This window comes from Halosolutus sp. DAT137 (assembly GCF_059736405.1).
On sequence record NZ_JCAQID010000001.1, the window covers coordinates 881,640 to 900,484 of the forward strand.

An 18,845-nucleotide genomic window follows, 5' to 3' on the forward strand; every position below is an offset into this window, starting at 1 on the left:
TATTACGAGCCGAGGAAACCGGGAACGCTAACGAGGGAGAATGCAAGACGGAGACGGGGTGACTGTCGAAGTTGGTGTTGGATCTGTGTTGTCCAGTGTCGAACTGAACCCTGTTTGATGGATGAAATCACACGTTTTGTGATATAAGCCTTCCAAGCTCATGGCCCGGGTTCAAATCCCGGTCCGCGCATTTCTGTCGCGAGCAACACCGCGAGCGACAGAAATCGTATGAGGGATTTGAAGCACGCGAGTCGCAGCGGCCGAACGACGTGAGGACGATCGTCTCGCAGTCGGGTTCAAGTCCCGGTCCGCGCACTTCTCGGCGTCGTGAGCCGACGAATCGAAAATCACCGACCAACTGTTGCCCGTTCAGGCCCGAGTTCGGGCCGGTTCCGGAGCGGCCCGGCGGTGTTTTACCCACGATCCGATCGCGCCACCCAGCGCGCCCGGGATGGCGTAGAACGTGAGCAACATGACGCCGAGGACGAACACGCTAAACGATGCGACGAGCCCCGCAAAGAGCAGGGTCGTAACCGTCGCGAGGACTAACAGGACCAGCGACCCGAAGACGGTGGCGAGACCGCCGTGGACCGCACCGGACCCCATGGTCCCGGAAGCGAGGTATCCGGCGGTGAGACCCCCGAAGAGTCCGATTCCACCCCAGTACAGGAACACGGCCGAGGCCTCCGATCCGACGTAGACGAGGCCGCTGATGAACCCCAACGCGAGGGTTACGACGAATCCGCTGATGACGGCTGTCCAGTTTATTGCCATGATCAATTGTTACTATGTTGTCGATGATAATAACGCTCGTTTCAGGGAATCCAGATTGTAAAATTACACGGACTGGTCAGCCCGTCGCGCTCGGCCGGCAGAACGGAGCTGGAGTGCGTAACTCACGCCGTCGGATCGCCCTCCGGCCCGAGATCGGAGCGGTCCGCATCTGATGGACGCTTCCCGTCCTGGTCGGTGACGCTCTCGGCGTACTCGTCCAGCGTGTGCTCGGATTCGACAGCGACGTGCTCGCGCTCTGGATTGACCAGCGCCGGAAGAATCATTCGAACGAACGTCACGATGAACACCATCAGGAACGGCCCGAGGAAGATCCCGTACCAGCCGAACAGCGGCGGGCCGAAGAGGTACGCGAACATGACAAGCCCCGTGTTGAGCAGTCGTCCGGAGAGGTACGGTCGGATGTACGTCCGGACGAGGTTGTCGAACGCGACGATCATGACCGCGAGGAACACGATCGGGAACCACAGCAGTCGCGGATCGACCGTCGCCGCCTGAACGGCGAGGATTCCAGCGATCGCGAGGTAAACGATCGATCGGCCGACGAGCGGAACGAGCGTGAAGATGCCGGTGACGACGGCGAACAGCACCGCCGAGGGAATTGCCAGTTCGCCGGGTGCAACGAAATTAAACACCGCGTAGATGATCGCCGAGAGGATGATCACCGCGAAGATCGTCATCGTGTAGCCGAAGTAGATCGAACCCAGTCCGCGATCGACGGTCGAGAGATAGTCGGTCGCCAGGCTGTCCTTGCCGAATACGTTCGATTCGAACCAGTACGCGAGAGGTCGGTCGCTGACCAGCAGAAAGAACGCGATCAACAGCGAGATGAACATATTGAACAGCACCGCGCTGACCGCGCCGATCATCTGGCCGACGGTGCCGAGCACGGTCTGAACTGACGGGTCCTGGACCAGAACGACCGTCGTGTCGTACACCTCCGAGGGCGTGTTCGGAAGGTCGGAGACCGGGAACGGCAACTGGGCGAGGATTCTATCGACCGGCAGCTCAGCGATCGACGTCACCAACTGCCCGAGTGCGACGAGTAAAATCGCGCCGAGCATCACCACGATCGGGACGACGATCAGGAGCAGCGTCAGCGCCGCGACGAGGGTCGGAGAGCCGATACGCTGCTCGAGTCGCCGCGTGATGGGGCGTGCGACGTAGTAGATGAACAGCCCGAAGACGAGCCACGGGAGGTACTGATCGACGACGAGTCCCAACACGGCCAGTAACACGAGTCCAAGAATCCACCACCCGAGGCGTTCGTGAGCCGCCCAGATTCGGACGTTCCGTACCGGCGAATCGGTTTCATCCATGAGTAGTGATACCAGGATAACACTATTAACGAAATTGCACCCTCGTCCTGAATTACTGGGAAACGGACCTCGAGACGGCACAGCGGGAGACCTGCTTCGACCGCACCGGACACCGACTCGGGCAGACGGTAAACAGCCCGAAGACGAGCCATGTGGCGGTCCGCATCCGCTCCGAACCGCTCTCGAAGGCAGTGTCGAGGGTCGTACGATCAAGAAGTTCGCCACCGTTCGCTAGCGAAGCTGCGGAGTTCACTCGGCGCTGAGGAGCAGTACGAGCGGAACGACGGGCGACCGTGATGAGGGGACGACGGGCGACCGTGATGAGCATCGTAACGAGCGCACGACGTTCGACGCCGGGAGCTACTCGCCGCCGGCGTCCGCTGTGCTCGATTCCGCGGCCACGTCCCACTCGAGTTCGATCTCCAGTTCGATTTCGTCGGTGTCGTCCTCGTCCTCGCTCGGCTCTCGCTCGACTTCGAGTTCGAACTCGAGGGTCTCGTCGGGGCGATCGATGGTCACCGACTCGCCGTCGCCGGCGACGGTCAGGTCGCCGGTTCCCTCGAGATCGTCTGCGAACGCACGGAGCCAGTCCGCGACGTCGGCCGGTGTCTGTTCTCGTTCGACTTCCAGCAGTTGTTCCTCGGACATCGATCGCCGCTACCAGCCACGGCGGCAAAAAGCGTCTCCCGGGATGTGCCACCCGAGGTCGTCGCCGGGTACACCGATCTGTATCACGCCACTCACCGGAGCGTCGGTCCTCGCGTCGTCAGTCCTCGAAGGGTGTCGTTCCCGGCCGATCGCGGAGGTCGACGGTCGTCCCGAAGACGAGTCCGAGGACGGTCCCGAACAGGAGGTGGCCGACCAGGCTTTCGACGGCCGCGGTCGGAAACTCGCCCGCCGCGTCGGTACCGATCGCCTCGACCCAGACGGGGAGGACGAGCACCGGCAGGATCGCCCAGATGGCGAGGCCGAAGACGAAGCCGGCACCGGCCAGCCGGAGCCACATTCCTGTTCGCGAAATCGCCTCGGTCTCGGGGCGCATCCGGATGGTTCCGAGGACGGGCCCGCGAGTGACGAGGAATCCGAAGACGAGTCCGAGAACGATTCCGTGGGCGATGTGAATCGCCCAGCCGGCAATACCGACGGGGTCGAGACCGTAGATCGACGGGATTGCGGAGGCCACGACCTCGGGATCGAACAGCCAGATCAGGACGCCGAACGCGACGGCACCGAGCGCACCCCCCAGCGCGCCGCCGATCGTCCAGTCCAGCGGGCTGCCGACGCCGAAGACGGACGTACTCTCGGTCTCGGTACTCATATGGTGGACGTAGGGCAACCGCTGGGAAAAGGATTCAGCCGGCACACTCCTCCCACCGACGGAACAGATGGCACTCACGAGGCGTAGCCGGGACGCGAATTCGCGGGGGAAGCGAGGCGTGATGCTTAGTAGCCGGCGCTCGAAGAACCACCGTGGAGTACGACCTGCTGGGATGGCCCGCGGACGGGCCGCGGCTCCGACTCGATCACGAGCGGTTCAGCTACGCCGGAAAGTTCGTCATGACGAACACGGGAAAGGCGATCGCGAGAGACGAGACGGAAGCGGGAACGCCGATCGTCGCCGCCGTCGCGTTCAACGAGGACCGCACCGACTCGACGACGCTGTGGCTTCGCTACGTGACGGTCGCGCGCGATCGCCGCGGGGAGGGGATCGGTCCGCAACTGCTCGGCCGCGTCCGCGATCGGGCCGTCGAACGGGGGTACGATCGACTCCGGATCGCGGTCAACAACCCCTTCGCCTACGAGGCGCTGTATCGAACCGGGTTCGCGTACACTGGCGAGACGACGGGTCTCGCGGAACTGATCCTCGAGTACGAAGCGGCTCCCGAGTGCGACGCAAGCCGCGATCGCGAGCGGTACCAGACCGGTCTCGACGCGTTTCGCGATCGCGATCTGTCGGCCGAAGAAGAGACGTTTCTCGACTCGCGACGGGAGAGCGAGCTTCCCGAGCGGGTTCGGTGAGTCGCGGCCGGGTGCCGTCGATTCGCGGTTGAAGGCGGCGATTCGCGTCGGAGTGCGTCAGGTCGCGGCGGGGTGAGTCGAACACGCCGCGACTGGTCATCGAATCGACCGGGAGCGATCCGGAAGCCAACGATTCAAACCCCGGCCCTGACAACTACCAGCTAATGGGTAACGCTGCACTTCGGGATATCGCCGTCATCGACGAACTCCCCTTCGACGAGATCGAAGGCGTCATCGCCGTCGACGCGCACAACTGGTTGTACCGGTACCTGACGACGACGGTCAAGTGGACCAACAGCGGTATCTACACGACCGCCGACGGGACCGAGGTGGCGAACCTCGTCGGCATCGTTCAGGGGCTTCCAAAGTTCTTCGAGAACGACGTCACGCCGGTGATGGTCTTCGACGGCGGTCCCTCCGAACTCAAAGCCGACGAGATCGAATCCCGTCGCGAGCAACGCCAGACCTACGAGGAGCAACTCGAGGTCGCCCGTGAGGAAGGCGACGCAGTCGCGATCGCCCAACTCGAATCGCGAACCCAGCGCCTGACGCCGACGATCCAGGAAACCAGCCGGGAACTCCTCGAGTTGCTCGACGTGCCGATCGTCGAAGCGCCGGCCGAAGGCGAGGCACAGGCGGCCCACATGGCGCGTCGCGGTGACGCCGACTACGTCGGTTCGGAGGACTACGATTCGCTCCTCTTCGGTGCGCCGCTGACACTTCGGCAGTTGACCAGCAAGGGCGACCCCGAACTGATGAATCTGCAGGCGACGCTCGATCGTCACGGACTCACGCTCGAACAGTTAATCGACGCGGCGATTCTCATCGGGACGGACTTCAACGAGGGCGTGACCGGAATCGGTCCGAAGACGGCGATCGCGGAAATTACCGAACACGGCGACCTCTGGAGCGTCCTCGAGGCACGCGGCGACACCGTCGAGTACGGCGATCGAGTGCGGGAACTCTTCCGTAACCCGAACGTGACCGACGAGTACGAGTTCGACACGTCGCTCGATCCCGATCTCGACGCGGCGCGGACGTACGTCACCGACGAGTGGGGTATCGACGAAGACGAAGTCGCCCGCGGCTTCGAGCGCATCGAGGAGAGCGTTACCCAGACCGGACTCGATCGGTGGACCTGATCCCGCTGCGACTGATAGGGATTATCGTAGCCAACCGGAGGTTTCGAAGCCCGTCTTTCGATGTGGTCTCTCGGTTCTTCGTGGGAAAGCTATGAACTCCTACGATAATCCCTATGAGCACGTACAGCCGAGAGCCGTTGCAGCCGACACCGTGGACGCCCTCACTTGTGACGGAGTGACCGCACGTCCCGGTAGGCCAGTTCGGCGGCGTTTCCGATCGCACCGACCGAGGACAGATAGCCGACGCCGACGGTCGCTTTCAGGGCCTTCGCCGCGCGGCCGGTGAAGACGGCGGGACCGACCTGGGCGACGGCGTCGTCGCCGACGCTGACCAGCCATCCCGGCGAATCGAAGGAAAACGAGTCGAGTTGCGGTTCTGGAGCGTCGTGTCCGACAGTTCTGGCCTCGACGAGGCGTTCGATGTTGGTCGCTGCCGTCCGGGCTTGGCGGACAGCCGACTGGGCGCTGGCCGGGACACTCTCGCCGTCGGCGTCGACGACCCGCGCGGCGTCACCCAGTGCGAAGGCGTGTTCGTCGAGTCTGAGATCGCCACTCACAGTAGGTCGATCGCCGGAAAGCGCGTCCGGTCCACTGATACCGCCGGCCCAGACGAACAGGCCGTAGTCCAGACTGTCCCCGGATTCGAGTACGATCCGCTCGGCGTCTGCTTCGACGACGGTCGTTCCCGTCCGAATCTCGACGCCGCGGTCCTCAAGCGATCGCCTGACTGCACGCTGGAAGTTCGCCGGAAACCCCGGCGCGACTCGATCGAACTGCTCGAGCAACGTCACCGACGCAGCGCTTCCCTCCTCGTCGGCGAGGGCGGCGAGTTCGCCCGCGACCTGAATCCCGGAGAGGCCGGCTCCGCCGACGACGAGTCGCGCGTCGGTACGTCGACACGCTTCGAGTGCGCCCCGTCGAATCCGGAACGCATCCGAGAGTCGCTTGAGCGGAATGCCGTACTCGGGAATCCCACCGAGCCCGTAAAAAGCGGTTTCCGCGCCGAGACAGATCGCGACCAGGTCGTATTCGAGATTGCCACTGGAGAGAGAGACGACTCGGTCGTCCCGATCGATCGCCTCGACCCGTGCGACGCGAACGGCTGCTCGATCGAGCGCGGCAGGGAGCGACACCGTAATTTCGTCGGCCAGTTCCGGACGGCGAATCACGCGGTGGAGTTCGTGTTGCACGAGGTGGTCCGGAGTCTCGTTGACGATCGTGATCTCGGCATCGTCAGGAAGGTTCCGTTCGAGCAATCGCGTGAGTGTCATTCCGGCGTAGCCCGCACCGAGCACGACGACGTGCATACCGGTCAGTACGGCTGCAAGCGGTATATGCGAAGTGGCCCCACACGGTACGACAGGTCGTCGTCAAAACAGGTGGTCGTCCTCGTCGAGCAGGCGGGCGGGACCGCCGACGTTCCAGACGGTCGTGGAGACGCCGCAGTCGGCAATTTCTTCTTCGACTCTGTCGGCGTGTTCGTCGGTCGTGTTGACGTAGACGCTGGCCCCGGTGTCGGTCGAGAAGTAGACGGGAATGTCCTCTTCCTCGCGGAGTTCGCGAACGCGGTTGAAGATGGCCAGCGTCGCGGGTTGCCAGTAGATCCAGCCGGAGGGCCCGGTCATGGTCGTCGCGGCGAGCGAGAGGGAGTCGTGTTCAGCGAGTTCGAAGGCCCGATCGAACTCGTTGTTCCGCAGCGCGTCGCGCATCTCCGCGATCTGGCCGTGGATGTGGGCGTTACGGGCCTGGAACATGTGGCTATCGGCGGCCTCGTCGTGGGCATCTTCGGTCTCTTTGTGGTAGGGTACGAGACCGACGACGATCTTCAGGTTCTCGTGGAGGTCCGAGGGGAGCCGACGAGAGCGACAGTCCTCGTCGTTGAGTCCCGTGTGAAGCTGGGAGAACGCGCCCGTGACCGCACGCGCTGCGGATGCGGAGCCGACGCGAGCGATCGTCGAGATATCCTGTTTGGAGGCGTCGAGGTCGGCGGCCTCAGCGAGGGCCACCGCCGCGGCCGCAAAGCCCGAAGACGACGAGCCGAGACCGACGTTCGAGGGGAAGCTGTTCTCGCTTTCGAGGCGAACGGGGTAGACGGTGTGAGCCGCATCCGACATGCCGCGTGCCTTCTCGACGACGGCTTCGACGCGTTCGTACGCGCGGCCGTCGAGTTCCTCGCCGTCGACGACGAACGTGTCCTCGTCGTAGTCCATCGAGAACTCGACCGTCGTTCGCGTGTGACTCGGGGCCGTACAGACGCTGATGCTGTCGTGATACGGCAGCCGTTCGATGTCGTCGCGCATCCCGTGGTACTTGACCAACCCCTGAATCGGGTGGGCCATCGCCGTCGCTTTCATATCCGCATACGCGCATGATGGCCGCTTAAAGGTCACGGCATCCGGGCCGCTCACGCGGGCGCGATCGCCGGGTGCTGGCGAGCGCCGTTACGGTGGGGAATCCGAACCCTCAACACACGACGTTGCGATGACTCGCGCATGGGAACCCCACTGGAAGCGCGGAGCGAACAGACGGCCGAGGTCGTCGATCGACTCGAGGCGGCCTACCCCGACTCGACGATCTCGTTGCGGTACTCGAATCGACTCGAGTTGCTGATCGCGGTGATTCTCTCCGCGCAGTGTACGGACGAACGGGTCAACAAGGAGACGGAGACGCTCTTTGCGAAGTACAACGGCCCGGAAGAGTACGCGGCTACAACGCAAGACGAACTCGCGGAAGATCTGAACTCGATCACCTATTACAACAGCAAGGCCGGCTACATCCAGAGCACCTGCGAGACGATCGTCGAGGAACACGACGGCGAGGTTCCGGATACGATGGACGAACTGACCGACCTCTCCGGCGTCGGTCGAAAGACGGCGAACGTCGTCCTTCAACACGGCCACGACGTCGTCGAGGGGATCGTCGTCGACACGCACGTCCAGCGACTCTCGCGTCGACTCGGACTCACAGAGGAGAAACGCCCCGAGAAAATCGAGCGGGAACTGATGGAGGTCGTCCCCGACGGCTACTGGCAGCAGTTTACGCACCTGTGTATCGACCACGGTCGCGCGACCTGTACGGCCCGGAACCCCGACTGTTCGGACTGCGTGCTCGCGGATATCTGCCCCTCGGAGAAGGGCGACAGCGAGATCGACCTCGCTTCGGGGGAGCCCTGGTAGTCGACGCGATCGCTGGTCTGGAGCGCGGTGCCGACCGTCGCAAGCCCAACGCCTTTTCGGAGACCGCTGGTAGCGCCGGGCAGGATCACGATGGCCAACGACAGCGACGAGCGCGGCGAGACCGGCAAGGAAGAACACGGACGGGACATCGAACTCGAACACGAGGATACTGAGGACGACGAGGAGGGATTGACCGAAGAGGAGATGGAAGCACGAGAACGACGGGACGAAGAGGAGAAGAAACAGGACATCGACCAGAAGTCCGTGCAGCGAGAGACCGACGCACTCGAGCAGGAGAACCCGGACCACCACCGGGACGAAGAGCCGTACAACAGCTAACCGGTGCTCGGAGCGCCTATCCTCGTGCGCCATCGATCCGACCGCCGGGAAGGGCCAGCGTCGAGAGCACGCCGTCGACAGCGATGCTGACGGGGTCGCCGGAAGCGACCCTGCCGAGAGTTCGATCGTCAGCGAGCAGACACACGTCGCCTTCGTCGCGCTCGACGGTGAGCGTCAGTTCATCCTGGGGAACCACCCATCGCCGGGTCGACATCGCAAACGGCGCGATCGGGGCGACGGCGACAGCGTCGACGGCCGGGGAGAGGTGCGGCGCGTCGACGGTGGCAGCGTAGCCGTTGGTCCCCGCCGGTGTCGCGACCACGACGCCGTCGGCGCGAAACCGGGCGACAGGTTCGCCACGACAGTCGACGCTGTACTCTGAGATTCGGGCCGGCTCCTCGGTGACGAGCGTCACGTCGTAGAGCGCTCGTTCCCTCCCCAGCGGCAGCGACGCCGACCCGACGTCGACGCCGAGCAACGGCTGTTCGCGTTCGATCGCGTCCCCGTCGAGAACGGCTCCGACGGCAGGTTCGAGGTCGTCGATCGGGACTGCGTCGATTCCAGGCACGGAGTCAACTGCCAGGACGGGACTGTTCGTTTCCGCGCGAGCGACGGCCGTCATCCCTTGCTCACCGATCGCAACGAGCAGGGACGGCTCCGATTCGAGCACAGTGTCCGGGTCCCCGGTTACGATCGACACCGATCGATCGCGGTCGCTGAACGCCGCGTCGATCGCCGCGGACGGATCGGCGTCTCCGCCGCGATCGCACCCTCGGCCCTCGGGGTCGACGACGCCGACGATCGGCGTCTCGTCTGCGAGCCACCCGGCGGGGTCCATACGCCTCAGTTCACACGGCCCGGTCAAAAGCGTGCGGTTGTCCCGCGGGTTGCGATTCGCTCACTCGTCGTAGGGCCAGTCGCCCGTAATTCGCATTCCCGTCGCGAGATCCTGAGCCTCGAGATCGGCCGCGATCGCGTCCGGTTCGCGGCGATCGATCGTCGTCTCCGTAGCTGCGAGTTCGACGACCAGTTCGGTCAGGAGGATCGCCTGTTCGCGAAACGTTCGCGAGTCGAGTTTCTCGAGGGTGTCGGCGTGGGTGTGGCCCCAGCCACGACCGACATCGTCCGAGGTCGATCTCGCGTAGACGCCGGGGACGCCTCGCTGGACGAACGGCCAGTGATCGCTGTGTGGCTCCAGAGTTGGGACCGTTTCGATCGGGTGATCGTACCGATCCGAAACGGCAGTTGCGGCGGTCTCGAATCCGTCGAACCCGTGGATCGTCAGTGACAGCGTCCGGCTCCCGACGACGCCGTCGTTGTTGACGACCGCGGCGACTGACTCCAGATCGGTCGTTTGGGCGTGGTGGCTCGAACCGACGAGGCCGACCTCCTCGGCACCGTAAGCGACGAACTCGACGCGCGTCTCGAGGTCGTCCTCGCGCGCAGCGAGTGCGTTCGCGAGTTCGACGACCATCGCGGTCCCGGCCCCGTTGTCGAGTGCGCCCTCGGCGATGTCGTGGGCGTCGACGTGGCTCGTGACAAGCACCCGGTCGTCGGTATCGGGACCGAGTTCGGCGTGAATGTTCTGGCTCTTGGCGGGGTGAATATCGGCATCGACCGACACTGCCACGTCCTCGCTCTCGTACCGGCGGGCCAGCCGTGCTCCGACCTCCGCGGAGACGCCGACCGCCGGAATGTCGCCGACAGGGTCCGCCTCGGTTCCGACACTCCCCGTTGGGGGCAGACAGCCCTCGACGTGGTTGCGGTAGACGAACGCCGCCGCCCCGTTGTCGACCGCGTGGTAGTACTTCTCTCGCCGGTGGACGTACCGATCGGCGTAGTCGGGAATGTCGCTTCGGACCATCACGACGCGGTTTTCGACGTCCGTCGACTCGAAGTCCGCCGGCAGTCCGTAGCCGAGGTCGACCAGCGGCGCGTCGACGCGATCGGCGGGACTGCGCGGGAGGGCGATACAGTCGAGTTCCTCCTCGCCGGCGACGATCGCGCTCTCGCCGCGGGTCCAGCCCTGAATCCCGAAGGATTCGAGTCTGGTGTCGCGCGCGCCGGCGTCGGCGAGCGCGGTGTGAGTCAGTTCAGCGGCCGTACGTTCGCCGTCGCTGCCGGCCATTCGGTTGCCGACGTCGACAAGCCGCTCGAGGTGGGTCCAGCCGACGTCGCTGGTAAAGACGTCTCCGATCCAGTCGGTCATGCACGTGTAGTCGGTCCACTTCCGGGTAACTGTTGGGAACCGGGTGCCTCGACACGGATAACTGAATCTTTTTGAGGGCGCTCTGTCTCAGCACGTGTATGCGGGAGACGCTTGCCGAGTGGCGGCCAGCCATCGACGAGGCGATCGCGGACCTCGTCCCACGGGAGATCGACGCCGACTACCTCGCGGAGTTTTTCGGCGAGCCGACCTACGAGTACGATTCCGACGGGATTCAACGGGCGCTGTCGGATCCGCTCTGGGAACTGCTCGATCGAGGTGGCAAACGGTGGCGTGCGGTGCTCTTTCTCGTCTTCATCGAGGCGTTTGGCGAGGAGCCGACGGACTATCTGCCCTACGCGTGCATCCCGGAGATCCTTCACAACGGGACGATCATCGTCGACGACGTCGAGGACGAGGCCGCGATACGCCGCGGGGAATCGGCACTCCATCACATCTACGGACAGGACGTCGCGCTCAACGCCGGAAACGCGATGTACTTCCTGCCGTTGAAAATCCTCACGCAGGACCCAGGCGATCTGCCGGCCGAACAGCGACTGGCCGCCTACGAGATGCTGATGGCCGAACTCAACCGAACCCACCTCGGGCAAGGGATGGACATCTGCTGGCACAACGAACACGACGTCGAAGTCACTCCCGAGGAGTACCTGGAGATGTGTGCGTGCAAGACTGGCTGTCTGGGGCGGATCGTCGCCAGACTGGCCGCGATCATCACGGACCAGCCCCCCGAGGTCGAGGCGGCCGTGGCACGCTACGCGGAACTGACCTCCGTCGCCTTTCAGATCGGTGACGACATTCTGGACGTCGAGAATTCGCTGGGCCGGGCCGGGGCGTTCGGCAAGGAGTTCGGCAATGACATTCGCGAAGGAAAGAAGACCTTGCTCGTTATCCACGCGTTAGAAGAGAGCGACCCGGAACAGGCAACTCGGCTCCGAGAGATTCTTCAGGCCGACACGAACACCGACGAGGAGGTCCTCGAAGCGCTCTCGATCATCGAAGACGCCGGCAGCCTCGCGTACGCCCGCGATCGTGCCCTCGCACTGGCCGCCGAGGCGCGCGCCGAACTCGACGGACTGGCGATCGATTCAGACGTCGTTACAGAACTCGAAGAGTTTACCGAGTTCGTCATCGATCGGGACGTTTGACATCCACTCATGACTGAAGTCGTGGGCTTTCTCCTCGACCGTCTGTAATTCGACGGCCAGACGGGCTGTCGTCTGTCAGTTTCGCCCCGAACGCGAAGCGTCTCAGTCGGACCGGTAGATCGGTACAGCGGACCGTCTCAGTCGCCTCCGGCCCGGTCTGCGATTTCGTCGACCACGTCGGGATTCCGCAACGTCGACGTATCGCCGAGGTCGTTCCCGCTCGCGATGTCTTCTAACAGCCGGCGCATGATCTTGCCCGATCGCGTTTTCGGCAGTTCCGGCGTGAAGATCACCTGTTCGGGCCGGGCGATCGGGCCGATCGTCTCCTCGACGCCGTCGACGATCCGCTCGCGCAGGTCCTCGTCTGGCTCCTGCCCGTCTTCGACGATGACGTACGCGTAGACGGCCTCGCCTTTGATGTCGTGGTCGCCGCCGACGACGGCGGCCTCGGCGACGCCGGGAACGCCGACGATCGCGGACTCGATCTCCATCGTTCCCAGCCGGTGACCCGAGACGTTGATCACGTCGTCGACGCGTCCGAGGACGGTGACGTAGCCATCGTCGTCGATCTTCGCGCCGTCTTCGGGGAAGTAGACCCACTCGTCTGCCGCCTCGTCGGAATACTCGTCCCAGTATTCCGCGAGGAACCGATCGTCGTTGTTGTACAGCGTCCGCAGCATGCCGGGCCAGGGGCGCTGGACGGTCAGATAGCCCGCATGACCGGCCTCCACGGCGTCGCCCTCCGCGTCGACGACCTGCGCGTCGATGCCGGGCAGCGGCGGCCCGGCTGAGCCGGGTTTCATCGTGTTGATCCCCGGCAGCGTGGTGATCATCATCCCGCCGGTTTCGGTCTGCCACCAGGTGTCGACGATCGGACACTCCTCGCCGCCGATGTGTTTGTAGTACCACTTCCAGGCCCGCGGGTTGATCGGCTCCCCGACGGTTCCCAGCAGGCGAAGCGAAGAGAGGTCGCGGCGTTCGGGGAACTCTTTGCCCCACTTCATGAACGCCCGGATCGCCGTCGGTGCGGTGTAGAAGATATCGACGCGGTTCTTTTCGATCAGTTCCCAGAGCCGATCGCGATTCGGATAGTCGGGTGTCCCCTCGTACATCAACGTGGTCGTCCCGAGCGCCAGCGGCCCGTAGACGATGTAAGAGTGGCCCGTGATCCAGCCGATGTCCGCTGCACACCAGTAGGTGTCCTCGGGTTCGATATCGAGGACGGCGTGGGAGGTCCACGCCGCATACGAGAGGTAGCCGCCCGTCGTGTGCTTGACGCCTTTCGGCTCGCCCGTCGTCCCTGACGTGTACATCAGGAACAGCATGTCCTCGGCGTCCCGCGAGACTGGCTCGACCGACGCACCCTCGTGGTCGTCGACGAGATCGCCGTAATCGTGGGCGTCGGTTCCGAGGAAGTGTTTCAGTTCGTCGCCCAGCCGATCGACGACGACCGTCTGAACGTCGTGGTCGACGCCCCGCAGCCCCTTGTCTGCCTTCTCCTTGTGGTTGAGCGCGTCGCCGCGGCGGTAGTAGCCGTCACAGGTGACCAGATACTCGCTCTCGGCTGCGTTCATCCGCGTCGCCAGCGCGTCCGCGGAGAAGCCCGCGAAGACCACCGAGTGGGGCGCACCGATGCGGGCACAGGCGAGCATCGCGATCGGGAGCTCCGGAATCATCGGCATGTAGAGGGTGACGACGTCGTCTTCCTCGACGCCCAGATCTCGGAGAGCCGCCGCGAACGCCTCGACCTCGTTCAGCAGGTCGCCGTACGTGTACGTCCGGGTTTCTCCGAGTTCGCCCTCCCACTTGATCGCCGCGCGGTTTTTCGCGCCCTCCTCGACGTGTCGATCGAGGCAGTTGTACGAGGCGTTGAGTTCGCCGCCGGTGAACCACTCGTAAAACGGCGCGTTGCCGTCCTCGAGGACGGTCTCGTAGTCGGACTCCCACGAGAGGAGCTCTGCGGCTCGCTCCCAGCACTCCGGCCAGTTCTCCTCAAACGCCTCGTGAACGTCCGGATCGCTGACGTTCGCCTGCTCGACGAACGACTCCGGCGGCTCGAACGCCTCCTGCTCTGCGAGTCGCGCCTCCAGTTCCACCGCCGGCTCTCCATCGTCGGCTTCGTCAGTCATGGATACTGGAAGTATTGCTTATGATCGAAATAAACGTTCCCCCGATCGGCGCGTCGTATGGTAGTTTCCGCCTGACGGTGACCCCGTTCGCGCCCGTCCTTTCGCCCTCGAACGTCGGTATCCCAACAGTTAGCAATCAAGATTGATGATAAGTATTCGATGAAACGCAGAGCGATTCTTGTCGGGGTGACTGCGACGACGCTCGGTCAGGCTGGTTGCCTCAATTTCTCGAGTACCGACGACTCGTCGACCGACGATGGGTCTGACGACGAGAGGACCGACGACGACGCGACAGCGGAAGCCGATTCGGACGACGCCGCGTCCGACGATCGCGATTCGAGTACCGACTCGGTAGCCGACGGGCCGGAAACGGTCGTCGAGCGGTTTCTCGACGCCGCGGCAACCGGTGACGCCGAGGACATCAATTCACACATCCATTCAGACGGCGAACTGGAGGAACTGACACCCGAGGACGCGGCCGAGGCTGAAGCGTATTTCACGGAAGAAATCGACACGGTAACCGTTGAACTGGACGAGGCGAGTGACGAGATGGCGATCGTCCGCGTCACGTTCGAGTCCAACACGCAGTCGGAGTCGGTGACGGACGAGTACCGCCTCCGCACGCACGGGGGCGAATGGAAACTGTGGGACATCGAAAATGGCGGAGACGAGGTCGGCGAGGAAGCACACGCGGGGGCCGCGATCGATGTCGACGACGACGCGGAGACCGTTACTGTACTGTATACGGCGAGCGGGAACGCCGATCGACTCCTTGTCGACGGAACGGTCGACGCCGGCGATCGCGTTGGCGGGGAGAACGAATCTGCGAACGAGATCACACTCGACGCCGTCGGTGAGGCTGTGGAGTTGGGGCTGGGCGAGGGCCTGAGCGCCGACAGCGGCGAGGTTATCGTCGTCGCCGTGATCGACGATCCGGAGACGCAAACTGTCGTTACACGGTCGGCGTACGATTTTACTTCCTGACGCGGTTTTTCTCCACAGTTCCGGCTTTCGAGCGGCCGGCTCCCGACCGCCGAGGGCCAGTTTTCGAGTGCCCCCGCTCCCGACCGTCGTGTGCTTCCGGAACCGAACGAGAGACTACGCCAGCCCGATCTCCTCGCTGTAGGTCCCATATTCGGTCTCGAAGACCTTCATGATCTCGCCCATCGTTGCATACGCTGTCACGGCGTCGACGATCGCCGGGAGCGTGTTCTCGTCGCGATCGATCGCGTCCCGAAGCGCGTCGAGCGCGTCTTCGACGGACTCGTCGTCCCGGTCAGCTTTCACGTCCTCGAGTCGTGCGAGCTGGCGCTCGGTCGCGGTTTCGTCGACGCGGAGGATGTCGGGACTCGTGTCCTCTTCGAGCGTGTATTTGTTGACGCCGACGACGACTTCTGCCTCGCGTTCGACGCGTTCCTGGTACTCGTAAGAGGCGTCCTGAATCTCCCGAAGGAAGTAGCCGTCATCGATGCCTTGCAAAACGCCGTCGCGAACCGAGCCGTCGCCCATGTCGCGGATCTCCTCGAGGTAGCGCATCGTCCGCCGTTCGGTCTCGTCCGTGAGCGCCTCGATCGCGAAACTGCCGCCCATGGGGTCGACGATGTCCGCCGCGCCGGACTCCTCCGCGATAATCTGCTGGGTCCGCAGTGCGACCCGGACTGCCTTCTCGGAGGGCAACGCGAGCGCCTCGTCGAAGCTGTTGGTGTGTAACGACTGGGTCCCGCCGAGAACGCCGGCCAGCGCCTGGATAGTCACGCGAACGACGTTGTTCAGCGGCTGCTGGGCGGTCAGGGACTGTCCGGCGGTCTGCGTGTGGAACTTGAGCCGTTTCGACGCCTCGTCCTCGGCGTCGTACCAGTCGTCCATCACGCGGGTGTAGAGCCGCCTCGCGGCGCGGTACTTCGCGATCTCCTCGAAAAAGGAGTTGTGGCAGTTGAAAAAGAAGGAGAGTCGGGGCGCGAACTCGTCGACATCGAGTCCGCGATCGATCGCGTCCTCGACGTAGCCGAAGCCGTCCGCGAGGGTAAAGGCGAGTTCCTGAACGGCGGTCGATCCCGCCTCGCGGATGTGATAGCCCGAGACGGAGATGGGGTGGAATTTCGGCGTTTGTTCGGTACTGAACTCGACGACGTCCGTCACGAGATCCAGCGAAGGCTCAGGAGGGATCATCCATTCCTTCTGGGCGATAAACTCCTTGAACATGTCGTTCTGGAGCGTTCCTCGAAGGTTTTCGCGGGGGACGCCTCGCTGGTCAGCCAGGGCGACGTACATCGCGTAGATCACCGGTGCGGACGGGTTGATCGTGAAACTCGTCGAGATCTCCGCGAGATCGATTCCGCCGAAGAGAATCTCCATGTCACGAAGGGTGTCGACGGCGACACCTTCCTTCCCGATTTCGCCCTCGCTCATCGGATCGTCAGAATCCAGCCCCATCAGCGTCGGCATGTCGAAGGCCACCGAGAGTCCGGTCTGTCCCTCGTCGATCAGATAGTGAAACCGATCGTTGGTCTCTTCTGCGGTCCCGAAGCCGGCGAACTGGCGCATCGTCCACGGCCGACCGCGGTACATCGTCGGGTACGCTCCTCTGGTGTAAGGCGCTTCGCCGGGAAACCCGAGATCCTCGAGATACTCTAGATCCGCGATATCGTCGGGCGTGTAGAGGCGATCGACCTCGACGTTCGAGACGGTCGCAAAGCGGTCTCGACGCTCTCCGTAGTGGTCGAGTGCCGGTTCGAGCGTCTCCGCTTCCCATTCCGCCGAAGCCTGGCGGATCGATTCGAGGTCCTCCTCGTCGTACATGCCTGCAATTTTTGCCGGCCCGCTCATTAAGGGTTCCGGGGAGCGGTCCAGGCAACACGGACGACCGTCGGCAAGAGGACGTTACGAAGACGGTACACAGTCCGATCACGAGCGCGAAGACGACGCTCCGCCCTCTCAGAGCTTCATCCGATCGCGATCGGCCTGCACCCGATCGAACGCCCAGTCGATATCGACGAGATTCGACGGCGTCCCCTCGAGTCCGTTCCGGCTGACGACCTCGACGGTTCGGTTGCGCGCATCCGGCGTGAACGGCGCGGCGGCCATGAGTCGGGCGACATCGATTCTGGCGATCGATCCGGACACCGAGTCGCCGCCCTCCCCGACGAGCAACTCGGCACACGGCGGGTCGTTCGTCAGTTTGCCGGGTCGCACGATCGTATAATCCAGCCCAGACCGGCGGATCGCGGCTTCAGCGTCCTGTTTTGCCCGCAAGGATCCGCGAAGGAGGAGTCTGGCGGGAAGGGGCATTCCCGGCTTCGAGTTCCCAACGCCGATCGCACTCGTGTGGACGAGATGTGAGACCCCCGCTCCCACCGACGCCGTCACCAGGTTGAACACGCCGGTTCGATCGACGAGTTTGCCGCCGATCGTGTGGCGGTAACTCGGCGGCGTTCCGAGCGCACAGTAGACGATATCGCAGTCGCCAACCGCAGCGACGGTGTCGCCCGGATCGAAGAAGTCCGCGACGACGACTTCGTCGGCACCGAGGCGTTCGAGGGTGTCGACGTCCGCGTACGACCGGGTCGTCGCGCGCACGGTCAGATCGGTCGGGCGAAGCACCGACAGCAGTTCGGTACCCGTATCGCCGGTTCCGCCGGCGATCAGGACTCGGTGGGCAGTCGCTCTGGACGTAGTCATTAGCGAGGGTACTCCGCGGGAGGGCAAAACGCTCTCTAGTGGTCGGAATTCCTGATCGTCGGATCACTCGCCGGACTGTAGTCGTTTCGTCGTCTGGACCAGCGGGTGGCGGGCGTAATCGACGACCTCGATGTCGTCGATCCGTTCGAGGTTTTCTTTGCGTGCCGTCTTGGCCATCCCGAGGTCGATATCGTCGTCGACGACGATGACGTACGCGTCCATCTCGTCGATTTTCAACCGATCGGCGGCGAGCACCCGATGGTGTCCGTCGGCGAGCAGGAGGGTGCCCCTGTTGTCGATAACGACGAGGGGTTCGGCGAGTCCGTGCTCCAGTTCGTACCGCCGTCCTTCGAGTTCGTCGGCGTAGACTCGCCCCTGCGTCGGCGTCAGTTCCCGAATCGGTACGGTTCGGCGCTCCTGGTGCAGTTCGATTCCATGAATCTGCTCGAGCGTCCTGATGAGCTTCCCGACCTTTTCGGGCGTCGCCCGTTCGATCTGGCTGCGGATCACGTCGGCGTTCGAGATGATCCCGACGAGATTTCCCGCGTCGTCGACGACCGGGAGCTTCTGGATGCCCGATCGGAGAATGACGCGGGCGGCGTCGGTCACCTTCATCTCGGGGTGAGCGACGAGCAGATCGGTCGTCATCACCTTGAAAATCGGGTCGTCGTCGTCGGCCAGCAACAGGTCCCTGGCGCTGATGAATCCCTCGACGCGACGGCGTTCACAGACCGGAAAGCCGCTGTGTTCGTCACTCTCGGCGATCCGCGTCGCGACCGTGCCGACGGTCGCATCAGGTGACACCGTCGCCACGTCTCGCGTCATGTACTCCTCGACCTGGGGCTTGCTCCGCTCCGACCCGACGTCCATGGGGCGAAG

The 18,845-nt window shown here is 63.9% G+C and carries 18 protein-coding genes; 6 read left to right on the forward strand and 12 right to left on the reverse strand.

Going from position 1 to position 18,845, the window contains the following annotated elements:
• Window positions 1–369 precede the first annotated feature (369 nt).
• The 4 genes from AC6I6L_RS04310 to AC6I6L_RS04325 all read right to left on the reverse strand — a co-directional run bounded on the left by AC6I6L_RS04310 (window position 370) and on the right by AC6I6L_RS04325 (window position 3,429).
• Window positions 370–774: a DUF5518 domain-containing protein gene (locus AC6I6L_RS04310; protein WP_497916473.1), complete on the reverse strand. Its 405-nt coding sequence runs from the start codon at window positions 772–774 to the stop codon at window positions 370–372.
• 122 nt (window positions 775–896) lie between these two features.
• Window positions 897–2,111 (reverse strand): AI-2E family transporter, encoded by a 1,215-nt coding sequence (locus AC6I6L_RS04315; protein ID WP_497916474.1) that lies wholly within the window; start codon window positions 2,109–2,111, stop codon window positions 897–899.
• 360 nt (window positions 2,112–2,471) lie between these two features.
• Entirely contained in the window at window positions 2,472–2,759 is a 288-nt protein-coding gene (locus AC6I6L_RS04320; protein WP_497916475.1) for an amphi-Trp domain-containing protein, read from the reverse strand.
• Window positions 2,760–2,877: 118 nt separating this feature from the next.
• Complete coding sequence (locus AC6I6L_RS04325) at window positions 2,878–3,429, reverse strand: hypothetical protein (RefSeq protein WP_497916476.1); 552 nt, start codon at window positions 3,427–3,429, stop codon at window positions 2,878–2,880.
• 152 nt (window positions 3,430–3,581) lie between these two features.
• Here AC6I6L_RS04325 and AC6I6L_RS04330 point away from each other — a divergent pair, with 152 nt between their 5' ends.
• Entirely contained in the window at window positions 3,582–4,130 is a 549-nt protein-coding gene (locus AC6I6L_RS04330; protein WP_497916477.1) for a GNAT family N-acetyltransferase, read from the forward strand.
• Window positions 4,131–4,294: 164 nt separating this feature from the next.
• Window positions 4,295–5,272: a flap endonuclease-1 gene (gene fen / locus AC6I6L_RS04335; RefSeq protein ID WP_497916478.1), complete on the forward strand. Its 978-nt coding sequence runs from the start codon at window positions 4,295–4,297 to the stop codon at window positions 5,270–5,272.
• 161 nt (window positions 5,273–5,433) lie between these two features.
• Here fen and AC6I6L_RS04340 read toward each other — a convergent pair whose 3' ends face one another.
• The gene (locus tag AC6I6L_RS04340; RefSeq protein ID WP_497916479.1) at window positions 5,434–6,579 is read right to left on the reverse strand and encodes an NAD(P)/FAD-dependent oxidoreductase; all 1,146 of its coding nucleotides are present in this window, start codon (window positions 6,577–6,579) and stop codon (window positions 5,434–5,436) included.
• Window positions 6,580–6,642: 63 nt separating this feature from the next.
• Window positions 6,643–7,626, reverse strand: a complete 984-nt coding sequence (gene mvaD / locus AC6I6L_RS04345) for a phosphomevalonate decarboxylase MvaD (RefSeq protein WP_497916480.1) — start codon at window positions 7,624–7,626, stop codon at window positions 6,643–6,645.
• A 138-nt stretch (window positions 7,627–7,764) separates the two neighbouring features.
• On the opposite strand from mvaD, the gene nth reads away from it, so the two are divergent.
• Together nth and AC6I6L_RS04355 are read left to right on the forward strand one after the other, a co-directional pair.
• Entirely contained in the window at window positions 7,765–8,448 is a 684-nt protein-coding gene (gene nth / locus AC6I6L_RS04350) for an endonuclease III (RefSeq protein WP_497916481.1), read from the forward strand.
• Window positions 8,449–8,538: 90 nt separating this feature from the next.
• Window positions 8,539–8,787 carry a hypothetical protein gene (locus tag AC6I6L_RS04355; RefSeq protein ID WP_497916482.1) on the forward strand — a complete coding sequence of 83 codons (249 nt, stop codon included), beginning with the start codon at window positions 8,539–8,541 and terminating at the stop codon, window positions 8,785–8,787.
• Between the two features lie 16 nt (window positions 8,788–8,803).
• On the opposite strand, the gene AC6I6L_RS04360 is transcribed toward AC6I6L_RS04355, so the two are convergent.
• Both AC6I6L_RS04360 and AC6I6L_RS04365 read right to left on the reverse strand, forming a co-directional pair.
• Window positions 8,804–9,625 carry an NAD(+)/NADH kinase gene (locus AC6I6L_RS04360; RefSeq protein ID WP_497916483.1) on the reverse strand — a complete coding sequence of 274 codons (822 nt, stop codon included), beginning with the start codon at window positions 9,623–9,625 and terminating at the stop codon, window positions 8,804–8,806.
• Window positions 9,626–9,685: 60 nt separating this feature from the next.
• Window positions 9,686–10,996 (reverse strand): M28 family peptidase, encoded by a 1,311-nt coding sequence (locus tag AC6I6L_RS04365; RefSeq protein WP_497916484.1) that lies wholly within the window; start codon window positions 10,994–10,996, stop codon window positions 9,686–9,688.
• A gap of 98 nt (window positions 10,997–11,094) precedes the next feature.
• Between AC6I6L_RS04365 and AC6I6L_RS04370 the strand changes: the two genes are divergently transcribed.
• Window positions 11,095–12,159: a polyprenyl synthetase family protein gene (locus AC6I6L_RS04370; protein WP_497916485.1), complete on the forward strand. Its 1,065-nt coding sequence runs from the start codon at window positions 11,095–11,097 to the stop codon at window positions 12,157–12,159.
• A gap of 137 nt (window positions 12,160–12,296) precedes the next feature.
• On the opposite strand, the gene acs is transcribed toward AC6I6L_RS04370, so the two are convergent.
• The gene (acs, locus tag AC6I6L_RS04375; RefSeq protein WP_497916486.1) at window positions 12,297–14,288 is read right to left on the reverse strand and encodes an acetate--CoA ligase; all 1,992 of its coding nucleotides are present in this window, start codon (window positions 14,286–14,288) and stop codon (window positions 12,297–12,299) included.
• 159 nt (window positions 14,289–14,447) lie between these two features.
• Here acs and AC6I6L_RS04380 point away from each other — a divergent pair, with 159 nt between their 5' ends.
• Window positions 14,448–15,272 (forward strand): hypothetical protein, encoded by an 825-nt coding sequence (locus tag AC6I6L_RS04380; protein ID WP_497916487.1) that lies wholly within the window; start codon window positions 14,448–14,450, stop codon window positions 15,270–15,272.
• A 114-nt stretch (window positions 15,273–15,386) separates the two neighbouring features.
• On the opposite strand, the gene AC6I6L_RS04385 is transcribed toward AC6I6L_RS04380, so the two are convergent.
• The 3 genes from AC6I6L_RS04385 to AC6I6L_RS04395 all read right to left on the reverse strand — a co-directional run bounded on the left by AC6I6L_RS04385 (window position 15,387) and on the right by AC6I6L_RS04395 (window position 18,836).
• Window positions 15,387–17,087 (reverse strand): acyl-CoA mutase large subunit family protein, encoded by a 1,701-nt coding sequence (locus AC6I6L_RS04385; RefSeq protein ID WP_497916488.1) that lies wholly within the window; start codon window positions 17,085–17,087, stop codon window positions 15,387–15,389.
• A gap of 135 nt (window positions 17,088–17,222) precedes the next feature.
• Window positions 17,223–17,966, reverse strand: a complete 744-nt coding sequence (locus AC6I6L_RS04390) for an SDR family oxidoreductase (protein WP_497916489.1) — start codon at window positions 17,964–17,966, stop codon at window positions 17,223–17,225.
• A 63-nt stretch (window positions 17,967–18,029) separates the two neighbouring features.
• Window positions 18,030–18,836: a CBS domain-containing protein gene (locus tag AC6I6L_RS04395; RefSeq protein ID WP_497916490.1), complete on the reverse strand. Its 807-nt coding sequence runs from the start codon at window positions 18,834–18,836 to the stop codon at window positions 18,030–18,032.
• Window positions 18,837–18,845 lie beyond the last annotated feature (9 nt).